Annotated in this window: 12 protein-coding genes; all 12 read left to right on the forward strand. The window is 30.1% G+C overall.

All coding sequences use genetic code 11. The features are described from left to right. The first annotated feature begins 79 nt into the window (after window positions 1-79). The 12 genes from GXK56_RS17235 to GXK56_RS17295 all read left to right on the forward strand — a co-directional run bounded on the left by GXK56_RS17235 (window position 80) and on the right by GXK56_RS17295 (window position 17471). On the forward strand, window positions 80-1600 hold the full coding sequence (locus tag GXK56_RS17235) for an FAD-dependent oxidoreductase (RefSeq protein WP_279283114.1): 1521 nt from the start codon (window positions 80-82) through the stop codon (window positions 1598-1600). 116 nt (window positions 1601-1716) lie between these two features. Then, entirely contained in the window at window positions 1717-3807 is a 2091-nt protein-coding gene (locus tag GXK56_RS17240; RefSeq protein ID WP_160689656.1) for an FAD-dependent oxidoreductase, read from the forward strand. 14 nt (window positions 3808-3821) lie between these two features. Then, on the forward strand, window positions 3822-4925 hold the full coding sequence (locus tag GXK56_RS17245; protein ID WP_160689658.1) for an NADH-ubiquinone oxidoreductase-F iron-sulfur binding region domain-containing protein: 1104 nt from the start codon (window positions 3822-3824) through the stop codon (window positions 4923-4925). Between the two features lie 306 nt (window positions 4926-5231). Continuing rightward, window positions 5232-6050 (forward strand): hydrolase, encoded by an 819-nt coding sequence (locus tag GXK56_RS17250; RefSeq protein WP_160689660.1) that lies wholly within the window; start codon window positions 5232-5234, stop codon window positions 6048-6050. A 130-nt stretch (window positions 6051-6180) separates the two neighbouring features. Beyond that, window positions 6181-6855, forward strand: a complete 675-nt coding sequence (locus tag GXK56_RS17255) for an Mpv17/PMP22 family protein (RefSeq protein WP_160689662.1) — start codon at window positions 6181-6183, stop codon at window positions 6853-6855. Window positions 6856-7068: 213 nt separating this feature from the next. After that, window positions 7069-8784 carry a methyl-accepting chemotaxis protein gene (locus GXK56_RS17260; protein WP_160689664.1) on the forward strand — a complete coding sequence of 572 codons (1716 nt, stop codon included), beginning with the start codon at window positions 7069-7071 and terminating at the stop codon, window positions 8782-8784. Window positions 8785-9297: 513 nt separating this feature from the next. Continuing rightward, window positions 9298-11835 carry a helix-turn-helix domain-containing protein gene (locus GXK56_RS17270; RefSeq protein ID WP_160689666.1) on the forward strand — a complete coding sequence of 846 codons (2538 nt, stop codon included), beginning with the start codon at window positions 9298-9300 and terminating at the stop codon, window positions 11833-11835. A gap of 565 nt (window positions 11836-12400) precedes the next feature. Then, entirely contained in the window at window positions 12401-15082 is a 2682-nt protein-coding gene (locus GXK56_RS17275; RefSeq protein ID WP_160689668.1) for a PRD domain-containing protein, read from the forward strand. A 55-nt stretch (window positions 15083-15137) separates the two neighbouring features. Continuing rightward, a complete protein-coding gene (locus tag GXK56_RS17280) occupies window positions 15138-16415 on the forward strand; it encodes a PTS transporter subunit EIIC (RefSeq protein ID WP_160689670.1) in 1278 nt (425 codons plus the stop codon). 190 nt (window positions 16416-16605) lie between these two features. Continuing rightward, a complete protein-coding gene (locus GXK56_RS17285; protein ID WP_160689672.1) occupies window positions 16606-16914 on the forward strand; it encodes a PTS sugar transporter subunit IIB in 309 nt (102 codons plus the stop codon). A gap of 25 nt (window positions 16915-16939) precedes the next feature. Further along, window positions 16940-17236 carry a PTS lactose/cellobiose transporter subunit IIA gene (locus GXK56_RS17290; protein WP_347707964.1) on the forward strand — a complete coding sequence of 99 codons (297 nt, stop codon included), beginning with the start codon at window positions 16940-16942 and terminating at the stop codon, window positions 17234-17236. Window positions 17237-17348: 112 nt separating this feature from the next. Then, complete coding sequence (locus GXK56_RS17295) at window positions 17349-17471, forward strand: family 1 glycosylhydrolase (protein WP_279283112.1); 123 nt, start codon at window positions 17349-17351, stop codon at window positions 17469-17471. Window positions 17472-17520: the final 49 nt, after the last annotated feature.

Raw genomic sequence — 17520 nt, forward strand, 5'->3', positions numbered from 1 at the left:
AATTGATATATAGTAAGGTTAACTATACACTATAGTTTTAATTTTTGTCTATAATTATGTAGTTTTATTAAATTAAGTGGTGTTAAATATTTATCAAAAATATATGGAGGGATTTTTAATGAATAAAATTGAAACAGATGTAATCGTAGTTGCTGGAGGACTTTCAGGATTAGCTGCAGCAGTTGCGGCAGCAGAAAATGGTGCAAGAGTAACAGTTTTTGAAAAATCAAATACTACAGGTGGAGCTGCTAATATGGGAATGGGGCCACTTGGAGTAGGATCATCAGTTCAAAGAAATCAAATGGTACAACTTACTCCAGGAGAAGCTTTTAGAAAACATATGTATTTCACTCATTACCGTGTAGATGCTCGTATGGTTCGTGATTATTATTTTAAATCAGGAGACACTATTGATTGGCTTATAGATATGGGTGTTGAATTTTTAGGTGTATCAAGAGCTTTTGGTGCACCAGAAAATACAAGAGCATATTCAGATGGAGAATTTACATGGCACGTTGTTAAGCCAGAAGGTGGCGGAGCACCAGGTCCTCGTGCAGCTACTTCTATGACAAAGAAAATGACAGAAAAAGCTTTAGAATTAGGCGTAGAAATAATTTTCGAAACACCTGTTAGCAAGATTATCATGGAAGATGGCCAAGCTGTTGGAGTAATAGCTAAAAATAAGGATGGAGAAGAAATTGAAGCAAGAGCTAAATCAGTTATATTAGCTACTGGTGGATTTGGAGATAATCCTCAAATGATTAAAGAACAAACAGGATATGAATTTGGAAAAACTATTTTCAACTTCGCTATCCCAGGTATGAAGGGTGATGGTATCAAAATGGCTTGGGAAGCAGGAGCTGGACATACGCCATGTTCAATGGAATTAATGTATCAATTACCAGATAATATGAATCACTTCATACTTGATGGTGCATTCCGTCAGCCTTGTCTTTGGGTAAATAAACTTGGACAAAGATTTATGCCAGAAGATCAAATTGCAAATACAACATTTACTGGAAATGCAATTACTGCTCAACCTGGAAGTGTAGCGTATGCAATATTTGATAGTAAACTTCTTAAGAAATACAAGAAAAAAGGACCAGATATAGTATCTCACGTACATCCACATGATTTGTTCGATCATTTTGATGAACAATGGGAAAGAGATCTTGAAGCTGGATATGAACCAATAGCTCAAGCAGACACTATTGAAGAACTAGCAGAAAAAGCAGGTGTTGATGTAGCTGGGTTAGTAGCACAAGTAGAAGAATACAACGATATGTGTGCTGAAGGATTTGATGAATTATTTGAAAAGGACAGACAATATATGCAACCAATTGAAAAAGGACCTTTCTACATCTGTCGCCAAAATGTTGGAGCTTATGGTTCAATAGGTGGAGTTCTTATTAATCATAAAACAGAAGTTATGACTGGAGATTATAAAGTGATTCCTGGTTTATATGCAGTTGGTACAGATGCATGTAATATTTTTGGTGATAGTTATCCATTCATCTTATCAGGAAATACAATGGGATTCTGTTTAAACAGTGGACGTATTGCAGGAGAAAATGCAGCAGCTAAATTAAGTGATTTTTAATTAGCGGAATTTGGATGTTTGGCAGGCGATTTTAATTGCTTGCCAAATTACATAAAGAGCAAGTCGATGTAATTTTTACTAGGCTTGTTGTTTTATTTCATTAGGAGGAATATCAAATGAAGATAATAATAGAAGGAAAAGAAATAGAAGCAAAAGAAGGCGCATCAGTATTAGAAACTTCTCTTGAAGCAGGAATTTATATACCACATTTATGTAAGCATCCTGATTTGGAAGCAGTAGGAGGATGCCGTCTTTGTTCAGTTGAAGTAGATGGCGATGAAAATCCAGTGCCTGCTTGTAAGACAAAAGTACAAGATGGTATGTCAATAAAGATAAATACAGAAAAAGCAGATAAAACAAGAAAAATGGCTATGGAATTAATTCTAGCAACCCATCCAGCAGAATGTACAGGATGTCCAAAGTATGGGAAGTGTGAATTACAGTCTTTATACCAATACATGGGAGTAAGTGCAGAAAGGTGGAGAAAGAAATCAAGACCAGTTCCTAATGATTCAAGTAATCCATTAATCGATCATTTATTTACAAGATGTATTAGATGTGGAAGATGTATTAGAGCATGTAGAGAATTAAGAGGTGTTAAAGTATTAGATTATCAAAGAACAAAAGATGGTATTCGTGTTGGAGTAGATGGTGGAGTATCTCTTGAAGAAGCAGGCTGTAAATTCTGTGGTGCTTGTATAGAAGTATGTCCAACGGGATCTATTATGGATTCTCTTGGTATGAAGAAAGAAGATATGTCTTATAGTGATTCAGTAGTACCTTGTAGAGCTGCATGTCCAGCACATACAGATGTTCCAAGATATATTCGTTACATTAAAGAAGGAGACTTTGTAAAAGCAACTGCTGTAATACGTGAAAAGGTTCCTTTCCCAGAAACTTTAGGAAACATTTGTAATCACGTATGTGAAGATAACTGTAAGAGAAATGAGTTTGAAAATCCAATTTCAGTTTGTAAATTAAAAAAGGCAGCAGCTGAAGGTGATGATGGTTCTTGGAAGAGCAAAGCCCGAAGAGAAGCACCAACTGGAAAGAAGGTTGCAGTAATAGGAGCAGGACCAGCAGGGTTAACATCTGCATACTTCTTAGCAAAGAAAGGTCATTCAGTTACAATCTTTGAAGAAAATGAAAAAGCAGGTGGACAATGCCGTTATGGAATTCCAGCTTACCGTTTACCTGATGATGTGCTTGATAGGGAAATTGGAGATATATTAGCAGAAGGAATAGAACTTGTTCTTAACACTAAAGTTGATGCGCCAAAGAGCTTATTGGAAAAGGGTTATGATTCAGTGCTTGTATCAACTGGTACTCATAAAGGAACAATGCTTCCATTAGAAGGAAATGACTTACAAGGTGTATATGTGAATGCTGATTTCCTTAAGAAAGCACGTCAAGGAAATCCTCTTGAGGTGAAAGAAAAAGTCATGATTCTAGGTGGTGGTAATGTAGCTTATGACTGTGCTAGAACAGCATTAAGATTAGGTGCAAAAGAAGTTCACATTGCATGTCTTGAAAATCTTTCTCAAATTACTGCTACTAAGGAAGAAATTGAGGAAGGTAGAGAAGAAGGAATCATTTTACATGATGCACATTCATTCTTAAGAATTACTGGAACTGAAAAAGTTGAAGGAGTAGAATTACAAAAAGTTGATAAATTCTATTTTGATGGTGATAGAAGAGCTGTTATTGAATTAGTAGAAGGTTCTAATGAAATAATTCCAGTTGATAATGTTATTTTTGCTGTTGGTCAAAAACCAGCTGGAACAGAAGTTATGGAAGTTGAATTAACTCATGGTCCATATATTAAGACTAATGAAGCTTCAGAAACAAGTGTAAAAGGAATCTTTGCAGCTGGAGATGTAGTTACAGGAACTAAATCAGTAATTTCAGCAATTGCAGCAGGACGTAAAAGTGCTGAAGAAATTGATAAGTATTTAGGTGGAAATGGTGATATATCAGAAAATCTTATAGATAAAGAAACACCAAATCCATACATTGGAAGATGTTCTGGTTTCTCTAAATTAAAAAGAACTTCAATAGAACTTGTTGAAGCAGATAAGAGAAAATGTAATTTTGATATAGTGGAAAAAACTTTATCAAAGGAAAAAGCTATGTGTGAAGCAAGTCGTTGTTTACAATGTGATTTAAGATTAAATTTAAAAGCTCCTAAAATGTGGAACGAATATTAGAGAGGTGAAAGAAAATGAATAATTATTTAATATGTAATGGAGTAGCTGCATACAAAGAAGCACCAGTTTCAATTGATATTTTAAAGAATAATACCTCTCAAGTTTTAGAAGCAATAAATTTAAAAAAAGCAGAAGAGAATTATATCGTATTAGATCAAAAGGAAAAAGAGCTTCAAGGGAAATTAGAAGTAGAAGCTAAAAATTATCCAGATATGAACTTGAAAATTGTATTAGTTGATGGAAGTTTTGGATTTGTATATAGAAACTCAAGTGCAATTTTAAAAGTTGTAGAAGGAGAAAAGGCAATTCCTGCATCTAAGGAAGAAGACAAAGCTGTGTTTACTGCAGAAATGCTTTTAGACAGTGATTCAAAGAAGGTATATGTAGGTGGAAATGCAAAGAAAAGCGGAAGTTACACTTTTAATAAAAAGGTTTCTCCAAAGGAAATTTTAGAAACAGCAGGTGTTAAAGGTGAATTTAAAGGAATGTATTTAGGTTATCCAATGGGAATGTTCATAGGAGAAGCTGATCTTGATACTGAACTTGAGCTTACAACAGATTATATTATTATATTTGATGAAACTGATTGTATTTTAGATAAATTAAAAAATATAGCAGAAAGCTATATCAAAGAATCTTGCGGAAGATGCGTTTTTGGATTTGAGGGAGTTACTCAAATTAACATGATTCTTTCAGATATTTCACAAAAAAAAGGAAAATCAAGTGATATAGCTTTATTGTTAGACCTTTGTAGTGAAATGAAAAATCAAGTACTTTGTGAAGTTGATGGAACACTTGCTTCATCGGTACTAAGTGCTATGAGTATTTTCAAAAATGAGATAGAAGAGCATATTACTAAAAAAGCTTGTAAAGCTGGTACATGTAGTAAATTTGTTACTTATCATATTCTTGCAGATAAATGTATAGGATGCACAGATTGTGTAGATGAATGTGATGATGATGCAATTCTTGGAAAGAAGAAGTTTATACATGTAATTGACCAAGATGAATGTACTCAATGTGGTAAATGTGTTGAAGCTTGTGATGAAGAAGCAATTGTTAAGGCTGGAGCAATTAAACCTAGATGTCCACAAAAGCCTATTCCATGTAAGCGTTAATTATTGATGATACATTTATGAATTTTATGCGATACAAAAATGTATCGCATAAAATGTTTAAAATGCTGATTTTAGGAGTCTCTGAATGTGTGATACAATATTGTATTAAATTATGAATGTTTTCAATAATTTTAAAGTTAACTTTGACTTATAAGAAACTATAAATTAAGGAATAAGTTGTGTAAAAAGGTGAATTTTTAGAAAATATGAGTGCAAGAATTATTGTATATGCAAAATGGCATGGTTTTTGCGTAATAATATATTTATATATAAAAATTAAGGCGTTATGTGAAAAGGAGAATATATATGTTAAGAGAGTTAAGAACAGAATTAACAAAACAAGAAGAAGAAAAATCATATGTAAAATATTATAATCAACCAATTGCAGAACCTAACAAAGAATTATTAGATATTTTGAAGCAAGGTCCAATGGATCCAGAAAAAGCTTTAATGCCAGAAGATATAAAGCATTTACTTGAGCCAGGATATGATGAAGTTGAAACAGGATACTGTATATTACCAAATGGAACTGCTTATGTGGCTGTTAATAATAAATTTCCAGGAGTAACATTAGATATGATAAACTGGTGGTTTGCATGGCATGCACTTGAGGATTTACGTTACATGCTATGGTTCAGAAAAGGTCATTATGGAATATCTGTAAGTGATGAAGATAGAGAAAAGATTTTAAGCTCAGATACATCTATTTTAGAAAAATTTCAAGGTCTTACACATCACGTAATAGAAGATGCAGGAAATGGACCAGAAGATATTCAAATTTCATTTTTAAAACCAGAATCTTTAGGCATTGATGGAAAAGAACTTGCAGATAAAAAAATTAGTATAGTATGTGCCAATGGTTTATCACAATCAAGAGCAGGTGGACCTAAAGCACCAGCTGTAATGATACATTTATTTAGAGAAGTACCAGGTGGAATTGAATCACGTTCTAGATTTTGGATGGGATATCATATGATTGATCAAAAACCTTGCAAGTTAATTCCAGATGGAATACAAATACCGGTACAAGCTCCTATGGGACTAGCTTTCCACAATGTTGAAGAGTATAGTAATTTAGCTGCTATTTTACCAAGCTTATATGAAGAAATGAATGGGAAAATATAAAATTTTAGAGCAATATTTTAATGAATCAGTATATTCATAAGGCTTTAACTAACGAAAAAGATTAATTAGGATAAACGTTGTATGGCTATTATTTAATGGTTAAATTCGTTTATAAGGGGAGAATAATAAAATGAATAATAAAAAAGGGGATTTATTATGGGGGCTGATATTAATAGTTTGGATATTAATATTAGTAATACCTGTATCTCGAATAATGTTTATAGAAGTAACAGAAGCTCATCCATACATTGGTGGATTCGTTAAGTTTGCAATATTGGCATCAATGGGAGATTTACTTGGAGGCAGAATTTTAAAGAATCAATGGAATATTCCAAGAGGCTTCATCTTAAAGGGCGTTGTTTGGGGAATAATAGGTATGATGGTTACATTAGTTTTTACTGTATTTATGGGAGGTACAGCAGCAGCTCAAGCTACAGGAAAACTTCCTTTTTCAGGAGTAGCATTTGCACAGGCCTTTTTAGGAAGTACAATAATGAATCTAACATTTGGACCTATGATGTATATATATCATAAGTTTGGTGATTTAATTGTTGATTTAAGTTATGAAAAAAAGCTAAAGGAAATTACCGTAAAAGATTTGGTAGATAGAGTTGACTGGTATACTATTGTAAGTTTCTCATGGCTTAAGACTTGTACATGTGTTTGGATACCTTGTCATACAATAGTATTCTTATTGCCACCAGAATATAGAGTGCTTGCATCTGCATTTTTATCTATACTACTTGGGATAATAATAGCTGTTTCAAAGAAAGGAAGCAATGGAGCAAAAGCTTTAAGTAAATAATAAAAACTATTCTAGAATGTTTAGAAAATAAGGTGAGGGCTTATATTGAATTAATAAATATGAGCCTTCTTCTTTATTTTATATAGAATTAAGGAGGATATGCTGATTTTTTGTAGAATTTAATCTAAAGAAGTAGTGTTACTATAGATAAATATTTAAAATAACTAATTGGGATTCTTATTAGTTATTTTATTTAAGAAGGAGTGGAAGGTAATGAAATGGTTTAATAATTTAAAAATTAGTCAAAAATTAATTTCGTCATTTATTTTGGTTGCCTTGTTTGTAGGGGTATCAGGATTAATTGGAGTAAATGGCATGAAAACGATCAATGGAAATCTAACAAGTATTTATAATAATGATTTAAAAAAGATTGATTATATTAATAAACTTAAAGCGTCATCAATTGCTGGTGAAAGGGATATGTTGCTATTAACAAATCCTAATTTTAGAATGGGACTTGATTCTTTTAAGAAAACTATTGAAACAACAAAAGTAAATGAGGATGAACTTATTAAAAACTATAAAGCTTTGTTGATAAATGAAGCAGATAAAAATGAATTCGCTGCTTTTGAAAAATTAGAGGCTGACTCTAGGGTTACCTCGGACAAAATAATGAAAGTAGTTGATACGGGTGATTACCAAAATGTTGGTGGATTAATGTCTGAATATGGTCAGAATATTATAACTAAAAAAATAGAACTTTTGGATAAAATATTGGGGGATGTTACAGATAGTGCTACTGCCGATTATAATAGCAGTCAAAAAGTATATAATAGTGCTATTGTTAAAAGTACTATGATAAGTGTTTTGAGTTTAATAGTATCTATAGCATTAGGATTAACAATTTCTAGCTTAATTTCAAAAAAAATAAATAAAGTACTGGTTGTTGCTAAAGCACTAGGTGAAAATGATTTATCTAAGACGGCTCAAATAGATGATAATAGTGATCTTGGAATTTTAGCAAAAGCATTAAATAAATCTATAGAAAACTTAAGAGCATTAATAGGACAAATATATGAGGGATCTGCTGAAATAAATGAGATTAGTGATGAAATATCTACTACAACAGAAGAAATAGCTGCTAAAATGGATGTTGTAAATGAATCTGTTAAACAAGTATCGTTAGGGGCAGAACAACTAAGTGCTACAACAGAAGAATTAAATGCTACAACAGAAGATGTTGCCAATAATATATCAGATGTTGCTGAAAAGGCAACTCGAGGAAATAAGAGTTCTAAAAGTATAGAATTAAAAGCTGAACAAATTAGAAAAAAAGCAGAAAGTAGCGCTGATGTATCAGCAAAATTATATATTGAAAAACAAGGAAGTATAGTAAAAGCAATTGAAGAAGGAAAGATAGTTAGTCAGGTTAAGGTAATGGCAGATGAAATAGGAAATATAGCAAGTCAAACAAATCTTCTTGCACTTAATGCTGCAATTGAAGCTGCAAGAGCAGGAGAACAGGGAAAAGGTTTTGCTGTAGTTGCTGATGAAGTTAGAGCACTAGCAGAACAATCGTCAGAAACTGTTGAAAAGATTCATGCTGTAACACAAAAAGTTCAAGAAGCATTTGATAATATGTCTAATAGTGCTTATGATATCTTAAGTTATATTGATGATAAGGTGAAATCAGATTATGCGATGTTTGTAGAGACTGGAAAGCAGTATGGTGGAGATGCTGTAGGATTTACTCATTTATCATCAAATATTGTAAGCTCAATGAATATGGTAAATCAAACTGTATCAGAGATCAAGAATGCAATACAAACTATATCAGCAACAGCTGAAGAGTCAGCGGCAAGTTCAGAAGAAATCTTAGCAAGTGTTAATGAATCAACTGAAGCAATTCAAAAGATAGCTAAAACTTCAAGAGATCAAGTAGCATTAGCGGAAAAATTAAATAATATGATTAAAAACTTTAAATTATAAAAGTTGTTTAATTAATGTAAATGAATTATTAATAAATTAAAAGTAGAGTTAATAAAGAGGTTAAGGCTGCTGCAATACTAACAGAGCTAGTATTGCAGCAGTTATTTTTTATTGTTTTGTATATATATAATAAGGAAGAGTAACTACAATTTTATCATTAACCAATTTGTAAGGTACCTTTTGGAGTGAATCCTCATTATAAATTAGATTCAGACTTACATTGTATAAGGAATCAGATAATATATCTAAATCCTGATTAGCAGTTCCCCAGCCATCATACTTTATCGATTAAATCTTTGGCTTCTTTTAAACCATCTATTCCAACAACTGGAATATGCTTTGAACTATCACCTTTGTTATATACCCATATTTTTGAAGTGAAGCAATAGCTCCAACTGCCATAGCATCATTATTTGAAATTATTGCCTCTAGTGAATTTATCTATTAGACTGAAATTTTATTTGAAAATCATGAAGAATGTGTAGTAAACAGATTTTAAAAGGAGCGTTCAATGTGAGTAATGTAACTAATAATATTAACGAGAATAACATACCAATAATAATTAATTTAAATAAAGTTAAACGGATTTTTTCAAATGTCCAAAAGAATATGGAGTTTCTATTTGTTCTTAAAGGTGAGTTGAAAGTAATTATAAATAATCAAAAATATAAATTGTCTGAGTCGGATGTGTTATTAATTAATAATGGAGATGTGTATGAGCTTTATGGCGAAGAAGAAAATATTGTTTTATCAATGCAAATTGACAATGATTTTTTCAATAATGTTATGAGAGGTGAGCAAAGTTTATTTTTATGCAATTCTTCTATTGATGAAAATGAAAATTACAATGATATTAGAAAAATATTATCTAAAATAATATATGAATATTCTATTAAGAAAAATAGGTATGACTTTAAAGTGATGTCTTTATTATATGACTTGATTTATTTATTAGATATGAATTTTACGATTATAGAAGAGTATAAGATGCAAACTTTAGAAGTTAAGAATAGTAAGCATACTGAACGTATAAATAATATATTAGCTTATATTAAACAAAATTATTATAAACAAATTTCCTTGCAAGATGTAGCTGATGCTCAATATTTAACTCCTGAATATTTAGCTAAGTTTTTTAAAAGTCATATGAAAATGACTATATTAAAATATTTAAATGAGTATAGATTATCTCAAGCAGTAAAAGAGCTTATTCGTACAGATAACTCAGTTACTATAGTTGCAATGAATAATGGATTTCCCAATTTAGCTGCATTTAATAAAATATTTAAAGAAATATATAATACTACACCAGCAGAATATCGTACTCAAATTAGAAAAAGACAAGAAATAAATAATAAAGATGAAATAATAGAATTAGAAATAACTAAAGTTGATTACAATCAAGCTCTAGAAAAGCTGACTCAATACGTAACTTATGAAGAGGAAACATATAATAAATTCCCACAAAATGACTTGGTGAAAAATGTTATAGTAAATGCTAATGTAGACAATATAAAGCACGTTGCACATTCATGGAGAAATTTAATTAATCTTGGTTATGCTCAAGATGGGTTAAGATCAGATCTGCAGCAGCAGCTAACACATATACAAAATAAAATACAATTTAAATATGCTAGATTTCAAGGTGCTTTTAGTGATGAAATTATTAGTTATGGAGAAGAGGCTTTGGAGGAAGGGAATTATAACTTTACAAAAATAGATAAATTGATTGATTTCTTTTATAGCATTAATTTAAAGCCGTTTATTGAGCTTGGCAATAAAGCTAAAGTTCTAAGTATTACATCTAATAAAGCTATGTATTTTAGAAATCCTTCAAAAAAAGAAAAAAGTTTCAAGAAATCGTTAGAGTTGTTAGAAAAATTTATTGTACACTGTACTAATAGATATGGAATAACAGAGGTATCACAATGGTACTTTGAATTTTGGAAAGAAGGAGAAAATGATTACGTTTTTTGGAATGGAAGTTTTCATAAATACATAGAAGAATTTAAGTGTTATTATGATACTATAAAAAAAATAGTACCAGAGGCTAAAGTGGGAGGTCCAGGTTTTAATACCGAGGTAAATAAAAAATGGTTTGGCGAGTTTTTAAATCAATTAAAAAGAACAAATACAAAGCTAGACTTTTTATCAATATCATTATATCCATATGAACTAATAGAGGATAATAAAATCGAAGAAAACGAAAAGAAAAATAATAGGGCAAGTGAAGAACGAGAATATAGAACTCGATTACTATCTTCAAAAGATAGAAATTATTCAAAAGTTCAGCTTACAAAAATTAGAAAGATGATTAAAGCAGCAGGTATTGAAATTCCAGAAATTCATGTTACAGAATATAATTCTAGTATATCTCATCGTCATCCAGCTAATGACACAATCTTCAAATCAGCTTATATTACTAAAAATATAATAGATAATTTAGATGAAACAGATAGCTTTGGATATTGGTTTTGCTCTGATATTTCTGGAGAATTAAAAGATTCAAAAAATCTATTATATGGAGATATGGGAATAATAAGTGCAAATGGAATAAGTAAACCAGGATTTTATGCTTATGAAATGTTAGCAAAGCTTGGAAATAGCTTGATACAAAAAGGCGATGGATATGTTATAACTAAAGAATCTTCTTATAGTTACCAAATTATCACTTATAATTATAAGCATTTTAATTATTTTTATTGTTTAAGTGAAGAAGCATCAATAAACTTAGACCAATATTACAATATTTTTGAGAATGAACAAAAACTAAATATAAATATAACTTTAAGTGGGATAAAAAAAGGAAGATATCGTATAAAGAAATATATTTTAAATAGAGAGCATGGAAGTATTTTTGATGAATGGCTAAATATGAATTCTATTTACAATATAAAAAAAGATGAAATTGAGTATTTAAAACAAATTTGTGTGCCCAAACAGAAAGTTTTTTATGTGGAAAGTATAGATGAATTAAAAGTAGAAAGTTGTCTTTCACCTCATGAAGTTAATCTTTATGAGATTACATTTGAGTATGCCAATCATAGTTGATGATAAAACTGAAATATTATATTTATATAAATGAAAAATATGGTGAAATTCAATCTGAATTAGCAATAATTTTGTATTAGAAAAAACTGTTACACTAAAATAACTAGTGTAGCAGTTTTTTGAGTTCTCAGAATGGATATAAAACTTACTTGTGATAGTTAGAGAAAACCCTAATTATATCTTATTTAGAATATGCGGTTGGTAAAATGTTGGATTTTTAATTTGAAATATCATATTGTATTTTGTTGTTTATAAATATAAAAGTAAGTCAATGAATAAAAAAATGAGAAAAATAAAAAAAATTTTCTGTATAATTTTTATAAGATTTAGTGTAAGGAATTTAATAAATGTATTATACACTTACAAAAAGAAATAGAAAAACTTATACAATAATATAAGTGTATAAGTGTATAAAACCCAAAAAGGTTATACTCATGAAAAAAGTGTATATGTATCTTTGAAAAACTGTTTTTAAACGATTTCTTATAGCGTTGACAAGAAAAAAATGATAGTGTATTGTGTAAATACAGTATATAGTGTATAAATTTCTTATGGAGGTGTTTGTATGAAGTCAAACAAAGAATTAGTTTATGAGTTTATTCAAAAATGTTCTAACTCAGTAACTGTTGAAGAGTCCAAAGGAGTTTCTACGCAATACTTAGCAACCAGATTAGGTATACAAAGAACAAATATTAGTAGTGTTCTAAATATATTGGTTAAAGAAGGGTATATAGAAAAAATTAATGGTCGACCAGTTCTATATAGAATAAAAAAAGATTGGAATCAAATAAAAGGAGAGCAATCTTGCTTTAATCAGTTAATTGGTTGTGATGGTAGTTTGAAGAATGCAGTTCAATTGGCCAAAGCTGCAATTCTTTATCCACAGAGAAGTTTACATTCACTTATTTTAGGACAAGGTGGTTCTGGAAAGAGTTATTTTGCTGAATTGATGTATAACTTTGCAAAGGATAATAGGATTATTCAAGAAAACTCACCATTTATAAATGTTAATTGTTTTGATTATAATGATAATTTAGAACATATGAATGAAGAATTATTTGGAACGGGCAATAAAAGTTTATTAGCAAAATCAGAAGGTGGAGTATTGTATATTGATAATATTCAGCTACTTCCATCAAATGCACGAAACAGTTTAAGAAAGGTTCTAGAAAATAATTATTTGGAGATTGATGGAACAAAAAAACACTTCAATGTAATTATTATTTGTGCAATGGATGATTCAATAAATAGTAGTATAGTGGATAATTATAGTAATTATTTTTCTATAAAGATTCAATTGTTACCATTATCTGAGAGAACTCTAGAAGAAAGATTTAAAATGATCCAAAAGTTTTTTGCTATAGAAGCAGAAAGAAGTAATAAAGCAATTAATATTAATCCGGAATTATTAACGTGTTTATTACTTTATGATTGTGAATTAAATGTAAAGCAATTAAAAAAAGATATTCAATTGGGATGTGCAAATGCATATGTTAGAGAATACTATTTAGAAAACGATAATATATCGGTTTTGATGTCTGATTTTCCTTATTATATTCGAACTGGATTATTAAATTTAAAAAATAACAGAACAGAGATTAAGGAAATAATAGTAGAAAATTGTAACTACATATTTTCCAAAGAAGAAGCAGTTATGATTACGAAGGCAGAGAAATCTGAGAAGAAAAGCATGTATGATTGGATTGATGAAAAGGTAAATGAGTTAAGAGACAGAGGAATTGAAGAACGTGATATTAATACAATTATTAGTATAAATATTGAAAATGAATTTAAAAAATATAGTAAAAAACTTAGTGAGACAGTAATTGATAAGGAACAATTATCACAGATAGTAAATAGTAGAATTATTAAATTAGTTACTGATTTTTTAGAAAAAGCAACAATTGAATTTAATAAAGTATATCCGGTTTCTGTGTTTTATGGTTTGTGTCTACATCTTGACTCTACTTTAAATAAGCAAAATAAGACGCAAAGATTAAATAATGAACAAATTATGGAAGTAATCAATCAACATAGTAATGAATATGCTTACTGCGTTAAATTTATAAGTTTATTAGAACAAGAATTTAAAATGAGAATATCCATTGATGAAGTGATTTTTATTACTATGTTTATTACTAAAGATTATGTAGTGGAGTCAGAAGAAAAATATCCAGTGGTATTAATAGCACTTCATGGAGAGGCAGCTGCAAAATCAATTGCTGAAGTTGTTAATTTTATGAGCAGTTATCCTGCATACTATTATGATATGCCTTTAAATAAAAGTACTGAACTTGGGTATAAAGAGTTAAGGGAGTTAGTTTTGAAAATTCATAAAGGAAAAGGAATATGTGCTATTTATGATATGGGATCTTTTAAAACTATGTTCGATATGATTTCACAAGAAACAGGGATAAAGATTAAAACTTTAGAAGTTCCAATAAGCCTAATTGCTTTAGATTGCATCAGAAAAATTATGTTAGATATGGATATAGATAAAGTACATGGCAATTTATTAGAACGTTATGGGAATATAATGGATATGCCAAATGATTCTTATTACAAGGTGGACAGCAAGAATGTTATTTTAACTTTATGTATGAGTGGTGAAGGTGCTGCAATACAAATAAAAAAATATATAGAAAAAAATATACAATTACAAGATATTGAGATTATTCCACTAGCGATTTCAAATAGCCAAATTTTATTAGAAGAAACAAATAAACTTAAAGAAAATCATAACATTCTTTGTGTAATAGGAAGCTACGATCCTCAGCTAATAGGGATAAAGTATATACCTATTACAGATGTTTTTCAGAATAAAGGTGAAGGACTAAAGAATTTATTGAAGCTTACAGTAGCTAATGAGTATAAGGTAGTTCAAAATGATGATTTTGAAGTGATTTTCGATCATTTAGAAGATGAGTTAAATCTAGTAGATGTACCAAGATTAAAAATTTTACTTCCTAAAGCAATTAACGAAATTAGTAGTATTGATAAATACTATTTGACTAAAGATCAAGAACTTGCGTTAATGGTTCATGTGGCGTGTTGCATACAACATATGAAGGAAAATTTAAATGTATCTCCTAATATTCATAGAAATGAAATAATAAGAGAAAATCAAGAGTTGTATGATCTTATAAAAAATAGCTTTGCTTTGTTAGAAACGGAATTTAAAGTTATATTTGATGATAATGAAATAGCAAATATAATTTCTATAATTAAGATATCAAAGCGAGGATGAAAATTATATTCGAGTATGAATACTCATAAATAATTATAAAATGGAGGAGTTAATTATGTCAAATTTTAGTCAAGTTGTTGAACAAAAAATTACCCCTTTTGTGGGGAAAATAAGTTCTAATAAAGGCATAACTGCAATTACAAGAGGAATGATGTCTATAATGCCACTTACTTTAGGTACATGTCTAATTGCTATTGTTGGGAATTTACCAATTCCAGCGTGGACTAATTGGCTTGCATCAGTTGGTATAACACCTCATTTAAGTGCAGTAATTGGAGGAACTACAGAGCTTTATGCTATATTTATTGCATTTTCTGTTGCATATCAATATGCAAAGCTGGAGAAAGCTGACGAAATTACAGTTGGAATATTATCATTAGCTTCATTTTTTATTCTTATGCCTCAGAAAATTAAGGTTGCTGATGATAAGTTTCTTGATGCATTAACAAAGAATTACTTGGGGAGTAATGGGATTTTTGTTGCAATGATAGTAGCTATTTCAGTATCTTTATTATATTGTTATCTAAATAAAAAAGGTATTATTATTAAACTTCCAGATAGTATACCAGAAATGGTAACGAAATCTTTAGAACCCACTTTTATTGCAATGATTATATTTGGAATTGTATTTTTAGTAAGAGTTGGATTTGGAAGTACATCCTTTGGTAACATATTTGAGTTTATTACTAATGTTATTGGTAAACCTATTATGTACTTTGGAGCAACACCATTTGCTTCTATAGCGGTATATGTTATATTCAACTTATTTTGGTGTTTTGGTATACATCCTAACACTTTAGGAAGTGTATATATGCCAGTTGTTATGACTGCAGTTATGGCGAATATTGGAGCTTATCAAGCAGGTCAGCCACTTCCTTATTTAGCTTTTGGAGTTTTAGCTCAGTATTTAATGTTAGGCGGAACAGGTTGTACATTAGGATTAGCAATTGACATGTTATTATTTTCAAAATCTGAACGTTTCAAATCGTTAGGCAAACTTGCGATTATACCAAGTATTTTTAATATTAATGAACCATTAATATTTGGTGCTCCGATAATATTTAATCCTATTTTTATACCTCCTATGATGTTATCAGTAGTAGTAAGTGGGTCAATCGGTGTATTATTTGTTAAACTTGGTGCTTATAATTCATTTAACCCTGTAGCGCAGTTCCCATTTACAATGCCTCATCCGATTGGTGCATTACTCACTAGTGGTATAATGGCATTAGTAGGTGTATGCTGTGCAATTATAGCAACTGCAGTGGTATTTTATCCGTTTTTTAAGTATGCAGATAATCAAGCATTAAAAGAAGAAGCGCAAAACAATTAAGATAATAAAAATAATTTTAAATGCATGAAAAGTTCAATGCTTTGGATTATTTCAATATTACAATTAAATTTCCACTATGTAAGGAATAAGATTAATAAAGAGTTTATTAAATATACATAGTCGAAAATGTATGGGGGCTTTTAGAGATAATTACATTAATATAAAATTAAAAATATTAGGAGAGATGGAAATGGTAAATATTTTATTATGCTGTTCAGCAGGTATGTCAACAAGTATGTTAGTAAAAAAAATGAGAGCAGCTGCAGCAGAAAAAGGAATTGAAGCTGAAATATGGGCAATCTCACAATCTGAGTTATCAGACAATAAAGATAAGGCAGATATAGTATTGTTGGGACCACAGATTCGTTTTGCAATAAATGATGTAAAAGCAGAGGTAGGACCAGATAAACCAGTAGACGTAATAGATCTATTAGATTACGGTACAATGAACGGCAAAAAAGTGTTAGAGTTTGCATTAACAAAGCTTAATTCAAAATAGAGAGGAGAATTGAAAAGTGGAGGAAATGGAAAGAGTTTGCTTTGGTATTATTTCATCAGTAGGAACAGCACGTTCCTGCTATGTTGAAGCAATTCAAGCTGCAAAAGCGAAAAATTTTGATAAGGCTAATGAATTGATGCAAGAAGGAAAAAAGATGTTTCATGAGGGACATATTTTTCATAAGTCGTTGATTGAAAAAGAAGCAGATGGAGAAAAAACAGAATTAAATTTATTATTAATTCACTCAGAAGATCAAATGATGAGTGCAGAATTGTTAGAAATCATGGCGAGAGAAATTATAGAATTATATCAAGCTAAATAGATTTATACAATTGAAAATTTAATTATATAAGCTACAAGATTAATATTAAAGAAGCCACTTGTTATACGGGTGGCTTTGACTATATGAAAATACAATAAAGGAGAGAACGTAAATGAAAAGTTTACCAAAAGATTTTTTGTGGGGTGGAGCCGTTGCTGCTAACCAGCTTGAGGGAGCATGGAATGTTGGGGGAAAAGGTATAAGTATTTCAGATGTAGCAACAGCTGGGTGTTGATTTACAATTAAAACTGACCCACCTTTTACGAGCAAAGTTGACCCACCTA

The sequence above is a fragment of the Clostridium sp. C2-6-12 genome (genome assembly GCF_009928485.1).
In the GTDB taxonomy this organism is placed as follows: domain Bacteria; phylum Bacillota; class Clostridia; order Clostridiales; family Clostridiaceae; genus Clostridium.